The organism is Streptomyces sp. NRRL S-31 (assembly GCF_000718775.1).
In the GTDB taxonomy this organism is placed as follows: domain Bacteria; phylum Actinomycetota; class Actinomycetes; order Streptomycetales; family Streptomycetaceae; genus Streptomyces.
In genome coordinates this window covers 24,492-44,704 of sequence record NZ_JOCB01000052.1, presented here as the reverse complement: position 1 = coordinate 44,704, position 20,213 = coordinate 24,492, and the positions used below count along the sequence as shown (strand labels likewise).

The following is a 20,213-nucleotide window of genomic DNA, read 5'->3' as shown; positions in this document are numbered from 1 at the left end:
CGCACGAGATGAGGACGTGGGTTGCTCAAGCCTGCCCGCAACAAGGAGAGGGATCCCGAGGGGCGGATGCCCCTCGCGGAACACCTTCGTGAGCTCCGCAACCGGCTCGCGAAGGCGATGCTGGCCATCGTCGTCGTGACGATCGTCGCAGCCTTCTTCTACAACGAGATCATCAACTTCCTGACGGGTCCGATCCTCGACTCGGTCGGCTGTGGGAAGTCCTTCGAAGAGCTGGCGAAGTCCAGCGGCAAGACCCAGTGCGCCGAGATCACCATCAACGGCCTCCTCGCGCCGTTCACGCTGGCCCTCCAGGTCTCGCTGATGGCCGGTGTCGTGCTCGCGTCGCCGATCTGGCTGTACCAGCTCTGGGCGTTCGTCGCACCGGGTCTGCACCGGCACGAGAAGAAGTACGCCTACGTCTTCGTCTTCACCGGCGCCCCGCTGTTCTTCTGCGGTGCCTTCTTCGCGTACAAGCTGCTGCCGACCACGGCCGAGGTACTGATCCAGTTCACCCCGAACACGCAGATCAAGAACCTGCTGCCGCTGGACGACCTGCTCCAGCTGGTCACGCGCATGGTGGTCGTCTTCGGCCTCTCCTTCGAGCTGCCGCTGCTGCTGATCATGCTGAACCTCACCGGGGTGCTGAGCGGCAGGCGCATGCTGGGCTGGTGGCGTGCCATGATCCTCGGCATCACGATCTTCGCGGCCGTCGCCACCCCCAGCACCGATCCGCTGTCCATGCTGGCCCTCGCCGGGCCGATCTGGGTGCTGTACTTCGCGGCGGTCGTCTTCTCGCTCCTCAACGACAAGCGCAGGCGGCTGCGCGAGGCGGCGGGGCCGGGCGACGACGAGGCCTCCGAGCTGGACCTCACCCCGGAGGACATCGGCGAGGTCGAGTCCGTCCCGGCCGCCCGCGCGCTGCCCGAGCAGGCGAGCACCGACCGGGTCAACGGCTACGACGACGCGACCTGACCTCCACCGGGTCACCCACCGGCGCACCGCGCGATGCCCCCGTCCCCCTCCGGGACGGGGGCATCCGTATGCCGTCGGGCGGCCGGTGATCCGGATAATGATCGTCCTGTTGTCAGTGGCGCCCGGTACGCTCGAAAGTACGATGACAGAGGACCTCTCACCGGCCGAGCGGTATGCGGCAGCCCGGAGGCGGGCAGCCGAGCAGGCCACCGCGCTCGCCTCCTTCCGCGAGATGTACGACTTCGGCCTCGACCCCTTCCAGATCGAGGCCTGCCAGGCGCTCGAAGCGGGGAAGGGCGTGCTGGTGGCCGCCCCCACCGGCTCGGGCAAGACGATCGTGGGCGAGTTCGCCGTCCACCTCGCCCTCCAGCAGGGCAAGAAGTGCTTCTACACCACGCCCATCAAGGCGCTGTCGAACCAGAAGTACGCCGACCTGTGCCGCCGGTACGGCGCGGACAAAGTCGGCCTGCTCACCGGCGACAACAGCGTGAACTCCGACGCCCCGGTGGTCGTGATGACCACCGAGGTGCTGCGGAACATGCTGTACGCGGGCTCCCAGACCCTGCTCGGCCTCGGCTACGTGGTCATGGACGAGGTGCACTACCTCTCCGACCGCTTCCGCGGCGCCGTCTGGGAAGAGGTGATCATCCACCTGCCCGAGTCGGTGACCCTGGTCTCGCTCTCCGCCACCGTGTCCAACGCGGAGGAGTTCGGCGACTGGCTGGACACCGTCCGGGGCGACACCGAGGTGATCGTCTCCGAGCACCGGCCGGTCCCGCTGTTCCAGCACGTGCTCGCCGGGCGCCGGATGTACGACCTGTTCGAGGAGGGCGAGGGCCACAAGAAGGCCGTCAACCCCGATCTGGTCCGGCTGGCCCGGATGGAGGCCACCCGGCCGTCGTACCAGGACCGCAGGCGCGGCCGGGCGATGCGCGAGGCCGACCGGGAGCGGGAGCGCAGACAGCGTTCGCGCGTGTGGACGCCGGGCCGCCCGGAGGTCATCGAACGCCTGGACTCCGAGGGCCTGCTGCCCGCCATCACCTTCATCTTCAGCCGGGCCGCCTGCGAGGCCGCCGTGCAGCAGTGCCTGTACGCGGGCCTGCGGCTCAACGACGAGGAGGCGCGCGAACAGGTCCGCGCCCTGGTCGAGGAGCGCACCGCCGCCATCCCGCCGGAGGACCTGCACGTCCTCGGCTACTACGAGTGGCTGGAGGGCCTGGAGCGGGGCATCGCCGCCCACCACGCGGGCATGCTGCCGACGTTCAAGGAGGTCGTGGAGGAACTGTTCGTACGCGGCCTGGTCAAGGCCGTGTTCGCCACCGAGACCCTCGCGCTCGGCATCAACATGCCCGCCCGCTCGGTGGTGCTGGAGAAGCTCGTCAAGTGGAACGGCGAACAGCACGCCGACATCACGCCCGGCGAGTACACCCAGCTGACCGGCCGCGCGGGCCGCCGGGGCATCGACGTCGAGGGGCACGCGGTCGTCCTGTGGCAGCGCGCCATGAGCCCGGAGCACCTCGCCGGTCTCGCGGGCACCCGCACGTATCCGCTGCGCTCCAGCTTCAAGCCGTCGTACAACATGGCGGTCAACCTGGTCGAGCAGTTCGGCCGGCACCGCTCGCGCGAGCTGCTGGAGACGTCCTTCGCGCAGTTCCAGGCCGACAAGTCGGTCGTCGGGATCTCCCGGCAGGTGCAGCGCAACGAGGAGGGCCTGTCCGGCTACAAGGCCTCCATGACCTGCCACCTCGGCGACTTCGAGGAGTACGCGCGGCTGCGCCGGGAGCTGAAGGACCGGGAGACCGAACTGGTCCGGCAGGGCGCGAACCAGCGGCGGGCCGAGGCGGCCGTGGCCCTGGAGAAGCTCAAGCCGGGCGATGTCATCCACGTGCCGACGGGGAAGTACGCGGGCCTCGCCCTGGTGCTGGACCCGGGCCTGCCGGCCGGCCGTTCCAACGGCCACCGCGGCTTCGACCACCACGACGGCCCGCGCCCGCTGGTGCTCACCGCCGAACGGCAGGTCAAGCGGCTGGCGTCGATGGACTTCCCGGTGCCGGTGGAGCCGCTGGACCGGATGCGGATCCCGAAGTCCTTCAACCCGCGCTCGCCGCAGTCCCGCCGGGACCTCGCCTCCGCGCTGCGCACCAAGGCCGGGCACATCCCGCCGGAGCGGGCCCGCAAGAAGCGCTCGCAGGCCGCCGACGACCGCGAGATCGCGCGGCTGCGTACGGCGATCCGCGCCCATCCCTGCCACGGCTGCGACGACCGCGAGGACCACGCCCGGTGGGCCGAGCGCTACCACCGGCTGCTGCGCGACACCTCGCAGCTGGAGCGGCGCATCGAGGGCCGCACCAACACCATCGCGCGCACCTTCGACCGGATCGTGGCGCTGCTGACCGAGCTGGACTACCTGCGGGGCGACGAGGTCACCGAGCACGGCAAGCGGCTGGCGCGGCTCTACGGCGAACTGGACCTGCTGGCCAGCGAGTGTCTGCGCGAGCGGGTCTGGGAGGGGCTGTCCCCGGCCGAACTGGCCGCCTGCGTCTCCGCGTTGGTGTTCGAGGCCCGGGTCGGTGACGACGCCATGGCGCCGAAGCTGCCCTCGGGCAAGGCCAAGGCCGCGCTCGGTGAGATGGTCCGGATCTGGGGCCGGCTGGACGGCCTGGAGGAGGATTTCCGGATCAGCCAGACCGAGGGCGTCGGCCAGCGCGAGCCCGACCTCGGCTTCGCCTGGGCCGCCTACATGTGGGCCTCCGGCACGGGCCTGGACGAGGTGCTGCGCGAGGCGGAGATGCCGGCCGGCGACTTCGTGCGGTGGTGCAAGCAGGTCATCGACGTGCTGGGGCAGATCTCCGCCGCGGCTCCCGTGGAGGGCTCGACCGTCCCCAAGGCCGCGCGCAAGGCCGTCGACCAGTTGCTGCGGGGTGTGGTGGCCTACTCGTCCGTCGGCTGAACCGTCGTCGGACCGCGTGAGGCGGTCGTCGGGGCAACCGGGGTCGCGCCCGTTCGGGTGCGGCCCCGGTCCTTTTTTCACTCCGCACGGTGAAGGGCTTTCGCACACCCGTACGCCATTACGGAGTGTGTTCGAACGGGTGCGCAGTGTGCGAAAGGTGTTGAGCGTACTCCTGTCGCGGGGCTGATTTCAGGCGCTTGCCGAAGATGACACGGCGATGATCCGGTCGGACTAAGCTCGCCCGAAGCGCACCGGGTTGAGGCAATTCGTGCGTATGTTCCCGGATATGAAGTACATCCCGACAGTTCCATGAATCTTCCCCCCGCAAGCTCCCCCGACACCCAGCCGATTCGTCCCAGAAGGCATCCATGGTGAGTGTTCAGAAGCCTCCCGGCCGTCGTGAACGGTCCTATGCCCGCGTGCTGTTGCCGCCGGCCATAGTGATGGCCGGCGCGGCCGGGGCCGCCGTCGCCCTGGTGCCGTCCTCGGCCCGCTCGGCCGTCGGCGTGTGCGGGGCACTGGCCCTGCTCCTGGTCGTCGGCACGGCCGGGGAGGCGGCCCGCCGCGGCCGCCGGCTCCGCGCGGCGCAGGCCGAACACGCGCGGCAGGTCGCAGACCTGGAACAGCGGATCGCCACGCACCACCATCTGATGGACCGCTTCGTCCACGACGTCCTGCCCATCGGATTCCTCCGGCTGCGCCGCGGCGAGGCGCTCCGGGACACCGTCCGCTACATCTTCGACGAGGACCCCGAACTCGGCGGGCTGCCCGACGGCTACCGCGAACTGGTGCGCACCGCGCTGAGCGGCGCGGACCGCGAGATCTCGATGCGCGACGCCACCGAGCGCTCCTTCGTGAGCGTCGCCCGCCGCGTCCAGGCCATCGTCCACCAGCAGGCCAAGGAACTCCGCGAGATGGAGGAGGACCACGGGCGCAACCCCGAGGTCTTCGACGACCTGCTCCGCATCGACCACGGCACCTCGCTGATCGGCCGCCTCGCCGACACCATCTCCGTCCTCGGCGGCGGCCGCCCCGGCCGCCAGTGGCCCCTGCCGGTCTCCCTCTACAGCACGCTGCGCGGGGCGATGTCCCGCATCCTGGAGTACCGCCGCATCGAGCTGAGCTCCATCGTCAACATCAACATCAAGGGCACCGCGGTCGAACCGGTCCTGCACGCCGCCGCCGAACTCCTCGACAACGCCACCCGCTACTCGCCGCCGACGACCAAGGTGCACGTCACCGCCACCGAGGTGCAGTCCGGCATCGTCATCGAGATCGAGGACGCGGGCGTCAGCCTCAGCGAGGAGTCCCGCAACCGCATCGAGAAGGCGATCGAGGACGCCCGCAACCTCGACGACGCGGACAACCTCGGGGAGAACCCGCGGCTCGGCCTGGCCGTCGTGGGCCGGCTCTGCAAGCAGTTCGACATGGAGGTCTCGCTGCGTTCCTCCGCCTACGGCGGTGTCCGCGCGATCCTCGTCGTGCCGCGCGTCATGACGACCACCGAGCCCGGCGTCGGCGCCGCGCACGGCATCGGCGCCACCGGTATCCCCAAACCGGAACTCGGCGCCGTCGAGGGGCCGAAGCGCCCGCCCAAGAAGCGCCGTCCCACCAGCCCCAAGATCCCCGCCGGGATCTCCCTGGAGGACGACGTCCCGGAGGTCACCGAGTGGACCGCGGGCGGTCTGCCGCAGCGCCGCAGCCGGGTGAAGACCCCGCTCGCGCAACGGATCGCCGAACAGGCCGCCATCGAGCGCGCTGAGCGCGAGGGCAGGCCCACCATCTGGTCCCAGACCAGGTCGGAACCGGAGCCCGAGCCCGAGATCGACCCCGAGCGCAGGAAGCTCATGGACCGGCCGATCGGCTCGGGGATCGAAGCCTTCTGGAAGGGCCTGCGGGAGGGCATGCCCCCGGACGCCACCGGCCCGGAACTCACCGACTTCACCCGAAACCCCACCAAGTACCTGCATCTGCTCAAAGATCCGGCCGAATACGCGCAGGCCGCCACCGAGGGCGCCATCGAGGCCGACGACGAGGGGGACCTCAAGTGATCCAGCAGCGAGGCAACCTGGACTGGCTGCTCAAGCAGCTGAACGACGGCGTCCCGGGCATCGAGATGATCGTGGTCCTCTCCGCGGACGGACTGCGCATCGCCCGCTACGGCGGCGACCCCGACGCCGCCGACCGGGTGGCCGCCGCCTGCGCGGGCGTGCAGAGCCTGGCCGGCGCCATCATCCAGGAACTGCCGGGCGCCGGCGACATGAAGCTCGTGGTCTTCGAGATCGAGGGCGGCTACTTCTACCTCATGAACGCCGGCGCCAACGCCTACCTCGCCGTCCTCGCCGACGTGACCTGCGAACCCGGCCGGATGAGCGGCATGATGCGCGACCTCGTCGTCCGGATCGGCTCCCACCTCACCACTCCGCCCCGGCGGAACGGGCAGGCCGTATGACACCCCCCCGACGCAGACGGCGCCCGCCCCGCCAGCAGCCGCCCCCGCCTCCGGCGAAACCGGCGGGCGGCGAGGGCAGACCGGGGAACCCCGAACGGCTCTACACGATCGCCGGACCGGTGGACGGCGGGCGCGCGGACCTCGACCTGGTGACCCTGGTCGTGGCGCGCTCCGCGCCCCCGGTGTCCGCCTCACCGGAGGCGGCGGCCGTGCTCCGGCTGTGCACGGCCCCGCTGTCCATGGCGGAGCTCTCGGCCTATCTCCGACTGCCGTTCAGCGCGATGACCGTACTGATCACCGAGCTGATCACGGCGGAGCTGGTGCGGACGCGCGCCCCGATCGTCCGCCAGGCGGTACCCGACCGTTCCCTCCTCGAAGCGGTGATGCATGGACTTCAACGGCTCTGACGCGCTCCCCGGCCCCCGCTCCGAGGACCATCTGCCGCACACCGCCCAGGCGGCGGCGAAGATCGTGATCGTGGGCGGCTTCGGCGTCGGCAAGACCACCATGGTCGGCTCCGTCAGCGAGATCAGGCCGCTGACCACCGAGGAGACCATGACGCAGGCCGGGATCGGCGTGGACGACGACTACGGTTCCGAGTCCAAGACGGCCACCACCGTGGCCATGGACTTCGGCCGCATCAGCATCACCGGCGAACTGGTGCTCTACCTCTTCGGCACACCCGGCCAGGAGCGCTTCTGGTTCCTGTGGAACGGCCTGTTCGAAGGCGCCCTCGGCGCGGTCGTCCTGGTCGACACCCGGCGCCTGGAGGTCAGCTTCGACGTCATGGGCCGGCTGGAGGAACGCGGCGTGCCCTTCGTCGTCGCCGTCAACTCCTTCCCGGACGCCCCCCATTACCCGGTCGAGGAACTGCGCACCGCCCTGGACCTGCCCCCGGACGTCCCGATCGTCGAGTGCGACGTGCGCCGCCGGGCCTCCAGCAAGGACGTGCTGCTGACCCTCGTGCGCTTCCTGCACTCGGTCGCCCTGTCCGGCGCCCTCACCTGATCCGCCGCCGACCGCCCCCTCCCATCCGTTCCGGAGCGACACCGTGACGTCTGAAACCCCCTCCCTGACCGGCACCGGCCCCGCCTCCCCGCCGCCGGGCTGTCCGGCCCACAGCCTCGGCCCCGCAGGACCGCACCGGCTCTACGGCCCCGAGGCCGAGGACCTCGACGACCTCTACGACCGCCTGCGCGAGGAGCACGGCCCCGTGGCGCCCGTGCTGCTCCACGACGACGTACCGATGTGGGTGGTGCTCGGGCACGCCGAGAACCTGCAACTGGTGCGCAGCCCCTCGCAGTACACCCGGGACAGCCGGATCTGGACCCCGCTCAAGGAGGGCATGGTCAAGCCCGACCACCCGCTGATGCCGCACATCGCCTGGCAGCCCATCTGCTCCCACGCCGAGGGCGACGAGCACGAGCGGCTGCGGGACGCGGTCACCGCGGCCATGGCCACCATCGACCACCGCAGCGTCCGCCGGCACATCGGACGGCACACCCAGGCCCTGGTCAACGGCTTCTGCGAGCGGGGCCGGGCCGACCTGGTCCGCCAGTTCGCCGAGCACCTGCCGATGGCCGTGATGTGCGAGGTCCTCGGCATGCCCGAGGAGTACGACGACCGGATGGTGCAGGCCGCGCGGGACGCGCTCAAGGGCACCGAGACCGCCATCCAGAGCCATCGGTACGTCATGGACGCGCTCAGCCGGCTCACCGCCCGGCGGCGGGCCCGGCCCGAGGACGACTTCACCAGCCACCTCGTCGCCCACCCGGCCGGGCTCAGCGACGACGAGGTCCGCGAACACCTGCGGCTCGTCCTCTTCGCGGCCTACGAGGCCACCGCCAACCTCCTCGCCAACGCGCTGCGCATGGTCCTCACCGAGCCGGGCTTCCGGGCCCAGCTCAACGGCGGCCAGATGACGGTGCCGGAGGCGATCGAGCAGTCCCTGTGGGACGAACCGCCGTTCAGCACGGTCTTCGGCTACTTCGCCAAGCAGGACACCGAGCTGGGCGGCCGGCGCATCGCCAAGGGCGACGGGCTGCTGTTCGCGCCCGCCCCGGGCAACGTCGACCCGCGGGTACGGCCCGATCCGTCGGCGAGCATGCAGGGCAACCGCTCCCATCTCGCCTTCGGCGGCGGCCCGCACGAGTGCCCCGGCCAGGACATCGGCCGCGCCATCGCCGACGTCGGCGTCGACGCGCTGCTCACCCGGCTGTCCGACATCCGGCTCGACTGCGCCGAGGAGGACCTGCGCTGGCGGTCGTCCATCGCCTCCCGGCACCTGGTGGCCCTGCCGGTGCGTTTCGAACCGAAGCCGCAGCAGGACGTCGATCTGCCGCCGCGCGCCCTGCCCGTCCCGCCGCAGCGCTCCAACTGGCAGGTCGGCACCCTGAGCAGCGACCCGGCCCCGGCCACCCGGCCCCAGCCGCCCCAGCCGGTCCCCGCCCCGCGGCCGGTCCCGCCGGCCCCGGAACCACCCCGCCCCCAGGGCGTGTGGCAGCGGGTACTGCGCTGGTGGCGCGGCGACTGACCCCTCGGACGGCTCGCTGCGGGCACCGGTGGGGCCGGCCGTCCTCGGCGGCGGGCTCAGCCGGCCGGTTCCGCTCCGGGCCCGTCGGCCCAGTCGGCGTACGACGTCCAGGCGAGCAGCCGGCGGGTGCTGGTGAACGTGTGCTCCACGCCGGTGACCGGGTCCGTGAAGGCCAGGCGGCGGGCGAGCAGTTGCAGGGGGCGCCGGAAGTCGCCGGGCGGGACCGGGGCGGTCACCTCCGGGTACAGCGGATCGCCGAGGATGGGCACGCCCAGCGCGGTCAGGTGCACGCGCAGCTGGTGGGTCTGGCCGGTCGCCGGGACGAGCCGGTACCGGCCCAGTCCGGCCCGGTGCCCGGCCGCCTCCACCCGGGTCTCGGCGTTCGGCTCGCCCGCGACCTCCCGGGCGGCCGGCACCCCGCGCTCCTTCACGATCCTGCTGCGCACGGTCCGGGGCAGGGCGAGCGCGGGATCGTACGGCGCGACGGCCTCGTACTCCTTGCGCACCCGCCGGTCCCGGAACAGCGTCTGGTACGCGCCGCGTTCCTCCGGCCGTACCGTGAACAGCACCAGTCCGGCGGTGAGCCGGTCCAGCCGGTGGGCCGCCGTCAGCGTCGGGACGCCCAGCTCGTGCCGGAGCCGGGCCAGCGCGGTCTGGGCGATGTGCGTGCCGCGCGGGGTGGTGGCCAGGAAGTGCGGCTTGTCGGCCACCACGATGTGCTCGTCCCGGTACACCACCCGCACCGGGAACGGCACCGGCACCTCCGCGGGCAGCTCGCGGTGGAACCAGACGAACATCCCCGGCCGGTAGGGCGCGTCCGGCGGTACGGCCCGCCCGTCCGCGCCGACCACCAGCCCCGCGGCGAACATCGACTCGACCGTCCCGGGCCCGGCCCCCGTCAGCCGCTCCACCAGGTGCTCGCGCACGGTGGCCCACGCCCCGTCCACGGGCAGCCGCACCCGTACGGGATCCACCCCGTGGCGTTGCGGGAGCGGGGCGGGCGGGGGCGGTGTACGGCGACTCATCGGGGTCAAGGGTACGGGGGCGCGGTCACCCGGCCGGCGGCCGGGAAACGGTGCGCCGCGCGGTCCGCACCCGGCAGGATGCGGACCATGCCCTACCTCACCAGTCCGGTGCTGACCTCCGGCGTCCTCGCCCGTGTCCCGCAGCCCGTCCTCCCCGCCGGTGACGGCCTGGTCCTGCGTCCCTGGCGGGCCGAGGACGCGCCGGCCGTGCACGCCGCCTTCCAGGACCCCGCGATGCACCAGTGGCACATCAGGAGCTGTGACTCCGAGGAGGAGGCAGCCGGCTGGATCACGCTCTGGCGGGCGGCGTGGGCGGGGGAGGAGGAGGCCCAGTGGGCCGTCGCGGACGAGCGGACAGACGAGCTGCGCGGCCGGGTGGCGCTGCGCCGGATGCTGCTCGGCGAGGGCGTCGCCGAGGTCGCGTACTGGACGGTGGCGCGGTCCCGGGGCCGGGGCGTCGCGGCCCGGGCCGCCTCCGCGCTGTCCCGCTGGGCCTTCGAGGAGATCGGCTTCCACCGCCTGGAACTGTTCCACTCCACCGTCAACCCGGCGTCCTGCCGGGTCGCGGGCAAGGCGGGCTTCGCCCTGGAGGGCACCAAGCGCAGCGCGCACCTGCACCGGGACGGCTGGCACGACATGCACCTGCACGCGCGCATCCGGGGCGACCGGGCCGAACCCGGCGCGCGGTGACGGTCCGGGCGGGTCGCGCGGACGGCGGCACCGCCGGGGGTGCCGCCACCCGGGCCGTTCAGGCCGCGGCCGCCGCGCCGCCCTCCTGCTCGGCCTCGATCCGGGCGTTCCACTCCCGCTTGGACGCCTGCCAGCCGTCCTCGTTGTGGCCCTGGCGCCAGTAGCCGGAGATCGACAGGTCCTCGCGCGGGATCTGCCGCTCGACCCGCAGCAGCCGGCGCAGCTCCTTCACGAAGCCCGCCTCGCCGTGCACGAACACATGCGGCCGGCCCGGCGGGAACTCCAGCCCGCGCACGGCCTCCAGCAGGGCCGCGCCGACCGGGCGGTCCCCGCGGTGCAGCCAGACCACCCGCACCCCGGCGTCGATCTTCTGCTCCTCCTCGGGGCCGGAGACCTCGACGAAGGCGTGCGCGCGGGCACCGGCGGGCAGCGTCTCCAGGGCCCGGGCGATCGCGGGCAGCGCGCTCTCGTCACCGGCGAGCAGATGCCAGTCGGCCGCCGGGTCGGGCGCGTAGGCGCCGCCGGGGCCCAGGAAGCGCACGGTCTCGCCGGGCCGCGCCCGGGCGGCCCACGGGCCGGCCAGGCCGTCGTCGCCGTGGATCACGAAGTCCAGGGTCAGCTCGTGCCGCTCCGGGTCCCAGTCGCGCACGGTGTAGGTACGGGTGACCGGCCACTGCTCGCGCGGGAACTCGGCGCGGATCCGCTCCAGGTCGAAGGGCTCGGGGTAGGTGGTGCCCAGGGCGCCGAAGAGCAGCTTCACGTAGTGGTCGGTGCAGGTGTCCGCGGCGAATCCGGCGAGGCCCGGGCCGCCGAGCACCACACGCTGCATGTGCGGAGTCAGCCGTTCGGTGCGTACCACCTGAGCGGTATGGGGCTTGCGCGGCTTTCGTCCCGGGCGCTCTGCCATGACGGCCTCCTGCGGGTTGGTTAGGTTTACCTAAGTTAGCACTCCCGCTCTGTCAACACCCCCTTGCCGGGACGCCGATGGAAGCCCTTTGCCGGAATATTCCGCTCGGCGCCGGCCGGGTCAGCGCGCCAGCGTGCCGAGCAGCCGCTCCAGCGAGCCGCCCAGACCCCACCGCCGCGCCAGCTCCTCCAGCGCCGCCGGATCGCGCGGGGCGCGCGGCAGGGCGGTGCCGACGTCCGGCAGCGGCACGTCACCGGCCACCCGCACCACCTTCGGCGCCACCGCCAGGTACGGCCGGGCCTCGGTGAGCCGCTTGCGCTGCGACGGCGTGAGCCGCGCCCGCGGGTCGTCGGCCGCCGCCACGATCCCGGCCAGATCGCCGAACTCGGCGAGCAGCTTGGCGGCCGTCTTCTCGCCGATGCCGGGCACGCCCGGCAGGCCGTCGCTCGGGTCGCCGCGCAGCAGCGCCAGATCCGCGTACCCCCGCCCGTCGACGCCATACTTCTCGCGCAGCACCGCCTCGTCGGTGAGCTGGAGCGTGCCGACGCCCTTCAGCGGATACAGCACCCGGACGCCCCGCTCGTCGTCCACCAGCTGGTACAGATCGCGGTCGCCGGTGACGATGTCCACCGGGCCGCCGGCCCGCGCCGTGAACGTGCCGATCACGTCGTCCGCCTCGAACCCCGCCACCCCGACGCGCGCGATGCCGATCGCGTCCAGCACGTCCTCGATCACCGGCACCTGCGGGGCGAGGGTGTCCGGCACCTCCTCCCGGTCCGCCGCGTCCGGGCGCTCCTCGGCCACCCGGTGCGCCTTGTAGGTCGGGATGAGGTCCACCCGCCACCGCGGGCGCCAGTCGGCGTCCATACAGGCCACCAGGTGCTCCGGCCGGTGGTCCTTGACCAGCCGGTCGATGAAGTCCAGCAGCCCGCGCACCGCGTTGACGGGCGTGCCGTCCGGCGCCTTCACGGAGTCCGGGACGCCGAAGTAGGCGCGGAAGTACAGCGAGGCGGTGTCGAGGAGCATCAGTCGTCCGGTCACGCTCGCATCATGCCGTACGGCACCGACAGCGGACCGCCCCCCAAGGCCGTCGCGTGCCGCCCGGCACCCGCCGTGCGCGTGTCCGGAACGCATGGTGTGCGTGTCCGGAACGCGTTGCGTGCTGCGCATCGCCGTGAGTCCGGCCACTCGCGCGTTTGCCCAGGTCCGACCTGGGGAGGCGCGGCCTCTGTCCTGTCCCCGAAGACGAGAGGTGCGCGTGTCACCCAGGCTTGAGGCAGAGCATCTGTACAAGGTGTTCGGAAGAAGACCGGACGAGGCGGTGGAGCGGCTGCGGAAGGGCGCCGACCGCACGGAGCTGCGCGCCGACGGCACGACGGCCGCCGTGATCGACGCCTCCTTCCGCGTCGAGGCGGGCGAGATCTTCGTCGTCATGGGGCTGTCGGGCTCCGGCAAGTCCACCCTGCTGCGCATGCTCAACGGGCTGCTGGAGCCCACCGCGGGCAGCGTGCGCTTCGACGGGCGGGACCTGACCGCCCTCGACGACCGGGCGCTGCGCGAGCTGCGCTCGAAGAAGATCAGCATGGTCTTCCAGCACTTCGCGCTCTTCCCGCACCGCAGCGTCCGCGACAACGCCGCCTACGGCCTGGAAGTGCAGGGCGTGCCCCGCGCCGAGCGCGAGCGCCGCGCCGACGAGGCGCTCGCCCTGTGCGGCCTGGCCGGCTGGGAGGAGTCCTGGCCCGACGAGCTGTCCGGCGGCATGCAGCAGCGCGTCGGCCTCGCCCGCGCCCTCGCCACCGACGCCGACCTGCTGCTGATGGACGAGTCCTTCAGCGCCCTGGACCCGCTGATCCGCCGGGACATGCAGGACCAGCTGCTGGAGCTCCAGAAGACGCTGCGGAAGACCATCGTCTTCATCACCCACGACCTCAACGAGGCGATGCGGCTCGGCGACCGCATCGCCGTCATGCGCGACGGGCGCATCGTCCAGACCGGCACCGCCGAGGACATCCTGCTGCGCCCCGAGGGCGACTACGTGGCCTCCTTCGTCCAGGACGTCGACCGCTCCCGCGTGCTGACGGCGGGCGCCCTGATGGACACCTCGGTCAACGGTGACGCCCCGCTGTGCGGCTGCGAGACCGCGACGCCCGGGACGCCGTTCACCGAACTGTGCGCGATCAGCGCCCGGCTGACGCACCGCGTCAGCGTCGTGGACGAGGCGAACCGGGTCGTCGGTGTCGTGCCCAGGCAGCGGCTGGTCGGCTTCCTCGGCGACGAGCCGGCCGCTCCCGTGGCCTGCGACCACCCGGACGGGAAGGTGATCGGCCGTGCCTAGGATCCACCTCGGCGACTGGGTCGACTCCGGCGTCGACTGGCTGGTCGGCCACCTCTCCTGGCTGTTCGACGCCGTCAAGGCGGTCATGGAGGGCATGTACGACGGCATCGACGCGGTGCTCGCCGCCCCCCAGCCGCTGCTGATGGCGGGCATCCTCGCCGTCGTCGCCTGGTGGCTGCGCGGACTGCCCGCCGGCGTGCTCGCCTTCGCCGGGTTCGCCCTCGTGGACTCACTGGACCTGTGGGACCAGGCCATGTCCACGCTCGCCCTGGTGCTCGTGGCGACCGTGATCGCCCTGGTGATCTCCGTCCCGCTGGGCATCCGGGCGGCCCGCTCGCAGGCGGTCAGCGCGATCGTGCGCCCCGTCCTGGACCTGCTCCAGACCATGCCGTCGATGGTCCTGCTGATCCCGGCCATGCTGTTCTTCGGCCTCGGCACCGCCCCCGGTGTCGTCGCCACCCTGATCTTCGCGCTCGCCCCCGGCGTCCGCATGACCGAGCTGGGCATCCGCCAGGTCGACGCCGAGCTGGTCGAGGCCGCCGAGGCGTTCGGCACCACCCCGCGCGCCATCCTGTGGCGGGTCCAGCTGCCGCTCGCCCTGCCGACCATCATGGCCGGCGTCAACCAGGTGATCATGCTGGGCCTGTCCATGGTGGTCATCGCCGGCATGGTCGGCACCGGCGGCCTCGGCGGCGCCGTGAACCAGGCCATCGGCCAGGTCGACATCGGCTACGGCTTCGAGGCGGGCGTCGGCATCGTCGTCCTCGCCGTCTACCTGGACCGCGTCACCGGCGCGCTCGGCGCCCAGCTCTCCCCGCTGGGCCGCAGGGCCGCCGCGAAGGAGCGCACGCGCGCGTGGTCGTACCGTCCGCGCCCGGCCGTCGCCCTCGCCGGTGTCGTCGTCCTCGCCCTCGTCGCGGGCGGGATCGGCCTCTTCGGCCCGTCCGCCGGCACCTCCGAGGCCTCCGGCACCGACGTCGGCAAGGGCAAGGAGATCAGGATCGGGTACATCCCCTGGGACGAGGGCATCGCCTCCACGTTCCTCTGGAAGGAGATCCTCCAGGAGCGCGGCTTCGAGGTGACCACCACCCAGTACGCGGCCGGTCCCCTATACACCGGCCTCGCCACCGGCCAGCTCGACTTCCAGACCGACTCCTGGCTGCCCACCACCCACGCCGAGTACTGGGCGAAGTACGGCGAGCGGCTGGAAGACCTCGGCAAGTGGTACGGCCCCACCTCCCTGGAGCTGACCGTCCCCTCCTATGTCAAGGACGTGAACTCCCTGGCGGACCTCAAGGACCACGCCTCCGAGTTCTCCGGGAAGATCATCGGCATCGAGCCCAGCGCGGGCATGATGAGCCTGCTGAAGAAGAAGGTGCTGAAGGAGTACGGCCTGGCGGGCACGTACGACGTCGTCGACGGCTCCACACCCGCCATGCTCGCCGAGCTGAAGCGCGCCTACGGCCGCAGGCAGCCGGTCGTCGTCACCCTGTGGTCCCCGCACTGGGCCTACAGCGACTACGGTCTGAAGAAGCTGAAGGACCCCGAGGGCGCCTGGGGCGAGGGCGACGGCGTGCACACCCTGGCGCGCAAGGGCTTCGCCGCCGACAACCCGCGGGTCGGCCGGTGGCTGCGGGACTTCTCCATGACCGAGGAGCAGCTGACGAGCCTGGAGGCGCGGATCCAGAAGGCCGGCAAGGGCGGGGAGCAGGACGCCGTCCGCGGCTGGCTGCGGGAACACCCGGGGCTGCTCGACAAGTGGGCCCCCGTCGCCGGGGACGGCGCCATGAGCCAGGCGGCCGGGTGACCTGACCGGCCCGGACCGCCTCCCGGGGGGCGGGTGCCGCCGGACGCCGACGCGCGTCCGGTGCCGCCCGCCCCCCGTGGCGTACCGCCTGCGCACAGATCAGGCCAATCACCGCCCGTGGTGAATCCGGGTGCGCGGCCGGGCACCCGGCCCGGCTGGTCGGCGTCTTCGTCCGCCCGGGCGCCCGGTCCCGCGGCCGGCCCCGGGCCCCGCACCCTGGCGCGAACAGTGGAGGTCGGCGATCACGGGGGTGACGGGGATGTGACACCCGCGTGAAACGGTTTGCCGAACATGCGTAGGGTGCAGAGAAGTCATCAGAAGAGGGCCGCCCGCACGTGGGCACCCGGACAGCGGTACGACGAGCGAGGGAGGGAGCCGGAGCGATGGGCGACCACAAAGAGCAGCAGCCCGTGCGGGTGGGCGCGGCCGTCCGGCGGCGCCGCCGCGCGCTGGAGCTGACCCTCGCGGTCGTGGCCGAGCGCACCGGCCTGTCGGTGCCCTTCCTCAGCCAGGTCGAGAACGACCGGGCCCGCCCGAGCCGCACCTCCCTGGAGAAGCTGGCCGACGCGCTGCGCACGACGGCCGTCGAACTCCTCGCCGCCGCCGACCCGGCGGCCAGCGTGGACGTCGTCCGCGCCGAGCCGCTCCCCGAGGACGACTTCGACCCGCGCACCCGTCCGCTGGTCCGCGGCCACCACCAGCTGCACGCCTCCGAGTTCACCGGCGACCACGACGCCCGCCGCGAGTTCCAGCACCGCAACGACGAGCTGATGTACGTCGCCGACGGCGCGGTGGAGATCGAGGCGGAGGGCCGCGCCTACCGCCTCGGCCGCGGTGACACCCTGTACCTGACCGGCGGGGTCCGGCACCGCTGGCGGGCGACGGTCCCGGACACCCGGGTCATCGTGGTGGCCGTCGCCGAGCACATCGAGGCGGTCCAGGACCGGTCGCGCTGAGCGCGGGGCGGGAGGTGACGACGGGTGTGACGGACGGCGTGCCGCGGGTCGTCTCCCTGGTCCCCTCCCTCACCGAGGCCGTCGCGGTGACCCTGCCCGGCGTCCTCGTCGGCGCCACCGACTGGTGCGTCCGGCCGGCGGGGCTGGACGTCACCCGGATCGGCGGGACGAAGAACCCGGACCCGGACCGGATCGTCTCCCTCGCCCCCGACCTGGTGATCGCCAACGAGGAGGAGAACCGCCCCGCCGACCTCGACGCCCTCCGCGCGGCCGGGCTCCGGGTGCTGGTCACCGAGGTGCGCGGCGTCCCGCAGGCCCTCACCGAACTGGACCGGGTGCTCACCGCGTGCGGCGCGCCGGGACGGCCGCGCTGGCTGGAACGGGCCGAGTCGGTGTGGACGGCCCTGCCCCGGCCGGCCCGGCGGGTCCGGGCGGTGGTACCGGTCTGGCGCCGCCCCTGGATGGTCCTCGGCCGGGACACCTTCGCGGGCGACGTCCTGGCCCGCCTCGGGGTGGACCACCTGTACGCCGCCCACCCCGAGCGCTACCCCCGCGTCCCGCTCGACGAACTGCGCGCGGCCCGCCCCGACCTGGTGGTGCTGCCCGACGAGCCCTACCGGTTCACCGCCGACGACGGCCCCGAGGCGTTCCCCGGGCTGCCCTGCGCGCTGGTCAGCGGACGGCACCTGACGTGGTACGGCCCGTCGCTGGCCGAAGCGCCGCGGGTACTGGCCGCGGCCCTGCGAGCAGCTCGCCGCTGACCAGACCGCGTACCGTCCCGGCCGCCGCCGCGAGCCAGGCGAGGACGAGGACGCCGTACAGGACGGCGGCCAGCGCGTCGTACGCCGCGAGGCCGGTGTGCCGGGCGAGCGTCGCCGCGCCCGTGACACAGGTGCCGACCGGGAAGGTGAACGACCACCACGTCAGGGAGAAGCCCATGCCCCGCCGCCGGGCCCGCACCACGTGCGCCGTCGCGAACGCCAGCCACAGCAGGGCGAAGCCCATGACCGGCACCCCGTACAGCACGGCCAGGACGAGCAGACCGTGGTCGTACGGGGCCGGCACGACCCCGGGGGCGGCGTGCGCGACCGCGCCGACGGCCGTGGCGGACTGCCCCAGCGGGCCGAGGACCAGGAACAGGGTCGGGGTGAGGGCGAGCGGCAGCGGGCCGGCGGTGAGCAGCCGGCCGAAGACCAGCGGCAACGTCAGCAGCACGGCCAGCAGGCTCAGCCCGAACAGCGCGAAGCACGCCAGCAGCAGGGTCTCCCGGGGCTGCCCCGGCGGCAGGTGCGGCACCAGCAGCGGGCCGAGCGCGGCCGACACCATGGGCGCGACCAGCGGCAGCAGCCACACCGGGGTGGCCTCGGCGGGCTCGGCGCGGTGCCGTACGGCCAACAGGTACGGCACCGCGACGGCGGCCCCGAGCCCGGCCGCCGTACCGGCGGTGAACAGCACGGTGTCCAGGGCGACGGCCGCCCGGGTGCCGATCAGCTCCCGGCCGGCCGTCAGCGCGCCGCCGCCCACCGCCAGCAGGGCCATCGCCAGACAGCCGTAGAAGGGGGCCACCGCCGGGTCCCGGAGCTGGGCGCGGGCCTGGTCGCGGTGGCGGGCCCAGTGCGCGGCCCGGGCGGTCAGCAGCACCAGCAGCATCAGCAGGGACAGCGCCCAGACGGCCGCCAGGACCCCGCGCGGCCCGTTCCCCGGCGCGGGCAGCGCGACGCCGGCCGAGGCGAGGACCGCGGTGCCCATGACGGCGGCGTACCAGTTCGGCCGGAGCTGACGGAGCAGGCCGGCGCGGGACGGGGGCGGGAGCGGGGCGGCGGTGATCATGGCTCAACGGTCCTGCCGCCGGTCGTCCCTGACCAGCCGGTTCCCGTCTATGAGGACATAAGCTGGTCTTATGAGCGTGGCCGAGGGACCCCAGCACGGACGCACCGGATCACTGGCGCACCGGGTGCCGGACCTGGGCGCGCTGGAACTGCTGCTCGCGGTGGCGCGGCTGGGCAGCCTGGGCGCGGCGGCGCGCGAGGTGGGCATCACCCAGCCGGCCGCCAGCAGCCGGCTGCGCTCCATGGAGCGGCAGCTGGGCGTGGCCCTCGTCGACCGCTCACCGCGCGGCTCCCGGCTCACCGACGCGGGCGCCCTGGTCACGGACTGGGCGCGCCGGGTGGTGGAGGCGGCGGCGGCCTTCGACGCGGGCGCGCGGGCGCTGCGGGACCGGCGGGACTCCCGGCTCCGGGTCGCGGCGAGCATGACCATCGCCGAGTACCTGCTGCCCGGCTGGCTCCTGGCGCTGCACGCCGAGCGGCCCGACACGGCCGTCTCGCTGCTCGCCGGCAACTCGGCGAAGGTCGCGGAACTGCTGCTGGCCGGCGAGGCGGACCTCGGCTTCGTCGAGGGCCTGACCGTGCCCACCGGTCTGGACTCCGCGGTCATCGCCCACGACCGGCTGATCGTGGTCACCGCACCCGGTCACCCCTGGGCCCGCCGCCGACGGCCCCTGACGGCGGCGGAGCTGGCGTCGACCCCGCTGATCCTGCGGGAACGCGGCTCCGGCACCCGCCAGGTGCTGGACGCGGCGCTCGGCGGCCTGGCCCGGCCGCTGATCGAGCTGTCCTCCACGACGGCGGTGAAGGCGTCCGCGGTCTCCGGCGCGGGCCCCTCGGTCCTCAGCGAACTGGTGGTGGGCGAGGAGCTGGCCCTGCGGCGCCTGGTCGGCATCCCGGTGGAGGGCGTCTCCCTGCGCCGGGCGCTGCGAGCGGTCTGGCCGACGGGCCACCGCCCGACGGGTCCGGCCAGGGAACTGCTGTCACTGACCCGCGGCTGACGGGGAGGACGCCCGGGAGGGGCGCGGACCCGTGCGGCGGGCCGGTGTGGGGCGGATCAGGCTCAGGAGGCGGCTTCGACCAGGGCGCGCATGACGCGCGGGTCCTCGTCCCGCTCCGGGTGCCACTGCACCCCCAGCACCCAGCCCCGGTCCGCCGGCAGCTCCACGGCCTCCACGGTGCCGTCCGCCGCGTAGGCCGACGGCACCAGCCCCTCGCCGAGCCGCTCCACGGCCTGGTGGTGGTACGTCGCCACGGTCACCTCCTCCGGGACGAGGCCGCCGTACAGCGTGCCCGGCACCGGCTTCACCGGATGCCTGCCGAACACGCCGACCACCTCCGCGTGTCCGTCCAGGTGCTGGACCAGGGTGCCGCCCAGGGCGACGTTCAGCAGCTGCATGCCCCGGCAGATGCCGAGCAGCGGCACACCCGCCGCCAGAGCCGCCTCGACCAGCGCCAGTTCCCAGGCGTCCCGCTCCGGGGCGAGCGGGCCGGTGAGCGGGGAGCACTCGGCGCCGTACCGGGCCGGGTCGACGTCCGGGCCGCCCGCGATGACCAGCCCGTCGATCCGGGCCACCGTGGCCGCCGCACGCTCCGGCGCGTCCGGCGGCAGCATCGCCGTGAGCCCCCCGGCCCGCTGCACCAGCCGGGGATACGCGGCCGGCAGCAGCGCCGCCTCCAGCTCCCACACGCCCCAGCGCGCCCCGGACTCCAGATAGGTGCTCACACCGATCAGCGGCCGTGCGGTCATGCTGCCCTCC

Annotated in this window: 18 protein-coding genes; 13 read left to right on the top strand and 5 right to left on the bottom strand. The window is 73.3% G+C overall.

Annotated elements, in window-relative coordinates:
• Positions 1-21: 21 nt before the first annotated feature.
• The 7 genes from tatC (at position 22) to IF37_RS0120855 (ending at position 8,907) form a co-directional block, all read left to right on the top strand.
• Positions 22-972 carry a twin-arginine translocase subunit TatC gene (gene tatC / locus IF37_RS0120885; protein ID WP_030744678.1) on the top strand — a complete coding sequence of 317 codons (951 nt, stop codon included), beginning with the start codon at positions 22-24 and terminating at the stop codon, positions 970-972.
• Between the two features lie 97 nt (positions 973-1,069).
• Positions 1,070-3,922, top strand: a complete 2,853-nt coding sequence (locus tag IF37_RS0120880; protein ID WP_030744677.1) for an RNA helicase — start codon at positions 1,070-1,072, stop codon at positions 3,920-3,922.
• A 368-nt stretch (positions 3,923-4,290) separates the two neighbouring features.
• Positions 4,291-5,973, top strand: coding sequence for a sensor histidine kinase KdpD (locus IF37_RS0120875; protein ID WP_173456937.1), 1,683 nt, complete (start codon positions 4,291-4,293; stop codon positions 5,971-5,973).
• Positions 5,970-6,374, top strand: coding sequence for a roadblock/LC7 domain-containing protein (locus IF37_RS0120870; protein WP_030744675.1), 405 nt, complete (start codon positions 5,970-5,972; stop codon positions 6,372-6,374). The genes IF37_RS0120875 and IF37_RS0120870 overlap by 4 nt, the downstream gene beginning before the upstream one ends.
• Positions 6,371-6,781: a DUF742 domain-containing protein gene (locus IF37_RS0120865; RefSeq protein WP_030744673.1), complete on the top strand. Its 411-nt coding sequence runs from the start codon at positions 6,371-6,373 to the stop codon at positions 6,779-6,781. Before IF37_RS0120870 ends, IF37_RS0120865 begins: the two co-directional genes overlap by 4 nt.
• The gene (locus IF37_RS0120860; RefSeq protein WP_030744672.1) at positions 6,762-7,382 is read left to right on the top strand and encodes an ATP/GTP-binding protein; all 621 of its coding nucleotides are present in this window, start codon (positions 6,762-6,764) and stop codon (positions 7,380-7,382) included. Before IF37_RS0120865 ends, IF37_RS0120860 begins: the two co-directional genes overlap by 20 nt.
• 43 nt (positions 7,383-7,425) lie before the next feature.
• Positions 7,426-8,907 carry a cytochrome P450 gene (locus IF37_RS0120855; protein WP_030744671.1) on the top strand — a complete coding sequence of 494 codons (1,482 nt, stop codon included), beginning with the start codon at positions 7,426-7,428 and terminating at the stop codon, positions 8,905-8,907.
• Between the two features lie 56 nt (positions 8,908-8,963).
• On the opposite strand, the gene IF37_RS0120850 is transcribed toward IF37_RS0120855, so the two are convergent.
• Positions 8,964-9,932, bottom strand: a complete 969-nt coding sequence (locus IF37_RS0120850) for an RluA family pseudouridine synthase (protein WP_030744670.1) — start codon at positions 9,930-9,932, stop codon at positions 8,964-8,966.
• 87 nt (positions 9,933-10,019) lie between these two features.
• On the opposite strand from IF37_RS0120850, the gene IF37_RS0120840 reads away from it, so the two are divergent.
• Complete coding sequence (locus IF37_RS0120840; protein WP_030744669.1) at positions 10,020-10,622, top strand: GNAT family N-acetyltransferase; 603 nt, start codon at positions 10,020-10,022, stop codon at positions 10,620-10,622.
• A gap of 58 nt (positions 10,623-10,680) precedes the next feature.
• Here the strand turns inward: IF37_RS0120840 and IF37_RS0120835 are convergent, their stop codons facing one another.
• Together IF37_RS0120835 and IF37_RS0120830 are read right to left on the bottom strand one after the other, a co-directional pair.
• Complete coding sequence (locus IF37_RS0120835) at positions 10,681-11,529, bottom strand: siderophore-interacting protein (protein ID WP_030744667.1); 849 nt, start codon at positions 11,527-11,529, stop codon at positions 10,681-10,683.
• A 120-nt stretch (positions 11,530-11,649) separates the two neighbouring features.
• Positions 11,650-12,570, bottom strand: coding sequence for a 5'-3' exonuclease (locus tag IF37_RS0120830; RefSeq protein WP_037856833.1), 921 nt, complete (start codon positions 12,568-12,570; stop codon positions 11,650-11,652).
• Positions 12,571-12,787: 217 nt separating this feature from the next.
• Between IF37_RS0120830 and IF37_RS0120825 the strand changes: the two genes are divergently transcribed.
• The 4 genes from IF37_RS0120825 (at position 12,788) to IF37_RS0120810 (ending at position 17,388) form a co-directional block, all read left to right on the top strand.
• Complete coding sequence (locus IF37_RS0120825) at positions 12,788-13,864, top strand: glycine betaine/L-proline ABC transporter ATP-binding protein (protein WP_030744662.1); 1,077 nt, start codon at positions 12,788-12,790, stop codon at positions 13,862-13,864.
• Complete coding sequence (locus IF37_RS0120820; protein WP_030744660.1) at positions 13,857-15,671, top strand: ABC transporter permease/substrate binding protein; 1,815 nt, start codon at positions 13,857-13,859, stop codon at positions 15,669-15,671. The genes IF37_RS0120825 and IF37_RS0120820 overlap by 8 nt, the downstream gene beginning before the upstream one ends.
• A gap of 383 nt (positions 15,672-16,054) precedes the next feature.
• A complete protein-coding gene (locus IF37_RS0120815) occupies positions 16,055-16,627 on the top strand; it encodes a helix-turn-helix domain-containing protein (protein WP_030744658.1) in 573 nt (190 codons plus the stop codon).
• Between the two features lie 26 nt (positions 16,628-16,653).
• Positions 16,654-17,388: a helical backbone metal receptor gene (locus IF37_RS0120810; protein ID WP_106981815.1), complete on the top strand. Its 735-nt coding sequence runs from the start codon at positions 16,654-16,656 to the stop codon at positions 17,386-17,388.
• On the opposite strand, the gene IF37_RS0120805 is transcribed toward IF37_RS0120810, so the two are convergent.
• Complete coding sequence (locus IF37_RS0120805; RefSeq protein WP_030744651.1) at positions 17,300-18,457, bottom strand: TDT family transporter; 1,158 nt, start codon at positions 18,455-18,457, stop codon at positions 17,300-17,302. The genes IF37_RS0120810 and IF37_RS0120805 overlap by 89 nt on opposite strands.
• A gap of 70 nt (positions 18,458-18,527) precedes the next feature.
• Here IF37_RS0120805 and IF37_RS0120800 point away from each other — a divergent pair, with 70 nt between their 5' ends.
• Positions 18,528-19,454 carry a LysR family transcriptional regulator gene (locus tag IF37_RS0120800; protein ID WP_030744649.1) on the top strand — a complete coding sequence of 309 codons (927 nt, stop codon included), beginning with the start codon at positions 18,528-18,530 and terminating at the stop codon, positions 19,452-19,454.
• A gap of 62 nt (positions 19,455-19,516) precedes the next feature.
• Here IF37_RS0120800 and IF37_RS0120795 read toward each other — a convergent pair whose 3' ends face one another.
• On the bottom strand, positions 19,517-20,203 hold the full coding sequence (locus IF37_RS0120795) for a gamma-glutamyl-gamma-aminobutyrate hydrolase family protein (protein ID WP_030744647.1): 687 nt from the start codon (positions 20,201-20,203) through the stop codon (positions 19,517-19,519).
• Between the last annotated feature and the right edge of the window lie 10 nt (positions 20,204-20,213).

Coding starts and splice junctions, on each gene's coding strand:
- IF37_RS0120880 (WP_030744677.1), top strand. CDS start 1,070: ATGATCGTCCTGTTGTCAGTGGCGCCCGGTACGCTCGAAAGTACGATG.
- IF37_RS0120865 (WP_030744673.1), top strand. CDS start 6,371: ATGACACCCCCCCGACGCAGACGGCGCCCGCCCCGCCAGCAGCCGCCC.
- IF37_RS0120835 (WP_030744667.1), bottom strand. CDS start 11,529: ATGGCAGAGCGCCCGGGACGAAAGCCGCGCAAGCCCCATACCGCTCAG.
- IF37_RS0120815 (WP_030744658.1), top strand. CDS start 16,055: ATGGGCGACCACAAAGAGCAGCAGCCCGTGCGGGTGGGCGCGGCCGTC.
- IF37_RS0120875 (WP_173456937.1), top strand. CDS start 4,291: ATGGTGAGTGTTCAGAAGCCTCCCGGCCGTCGTGAACGGTCCTATGCC.
- IF37_RS0120840 (WP_030744669.1), top strand. CDS start 10,020: ATGCCCTACCTCACCAGTCCGGTGCTGACCTCCGGCGTCCTCGCCCGT.
- IF37_RS0120800 (WP_030744649.1), top strand. CDS start 18,528: ATGAGCGTGGCCGAGGGACCCCAGCACGGACGCACCGGATCACTGGCG.
- IF37_RS0120850 (WP_030744670.1), bottom strand. CDS start 9,932: ATGAGTCGCCGTACACCGCCCCCGCCCGCCCCGCTCCCGCAACGCCAC.
- IF37_RS0120795 (WP_030744647.1), bottom strand. CDS start 20,203: ATGACCGCACGGCCGCTGATCGGTGTGAGCACCTATCTGGAGTCCGGG.
- IF37_RS0120860 (WP_030744672.1), top strand. CDS start 6,762: ATGGACTTCAACGGCTCTGACGCGCTCCCCGGCCCCCGCTCCGAGGAC.
- IF37_RS0120805 (WP_030744651.1), bottom strand. CDS start 18,457: ATGATCACCGCCGCCCCGCTCCCGCCCCCGTCCCGCGCCGGCCTGCTC.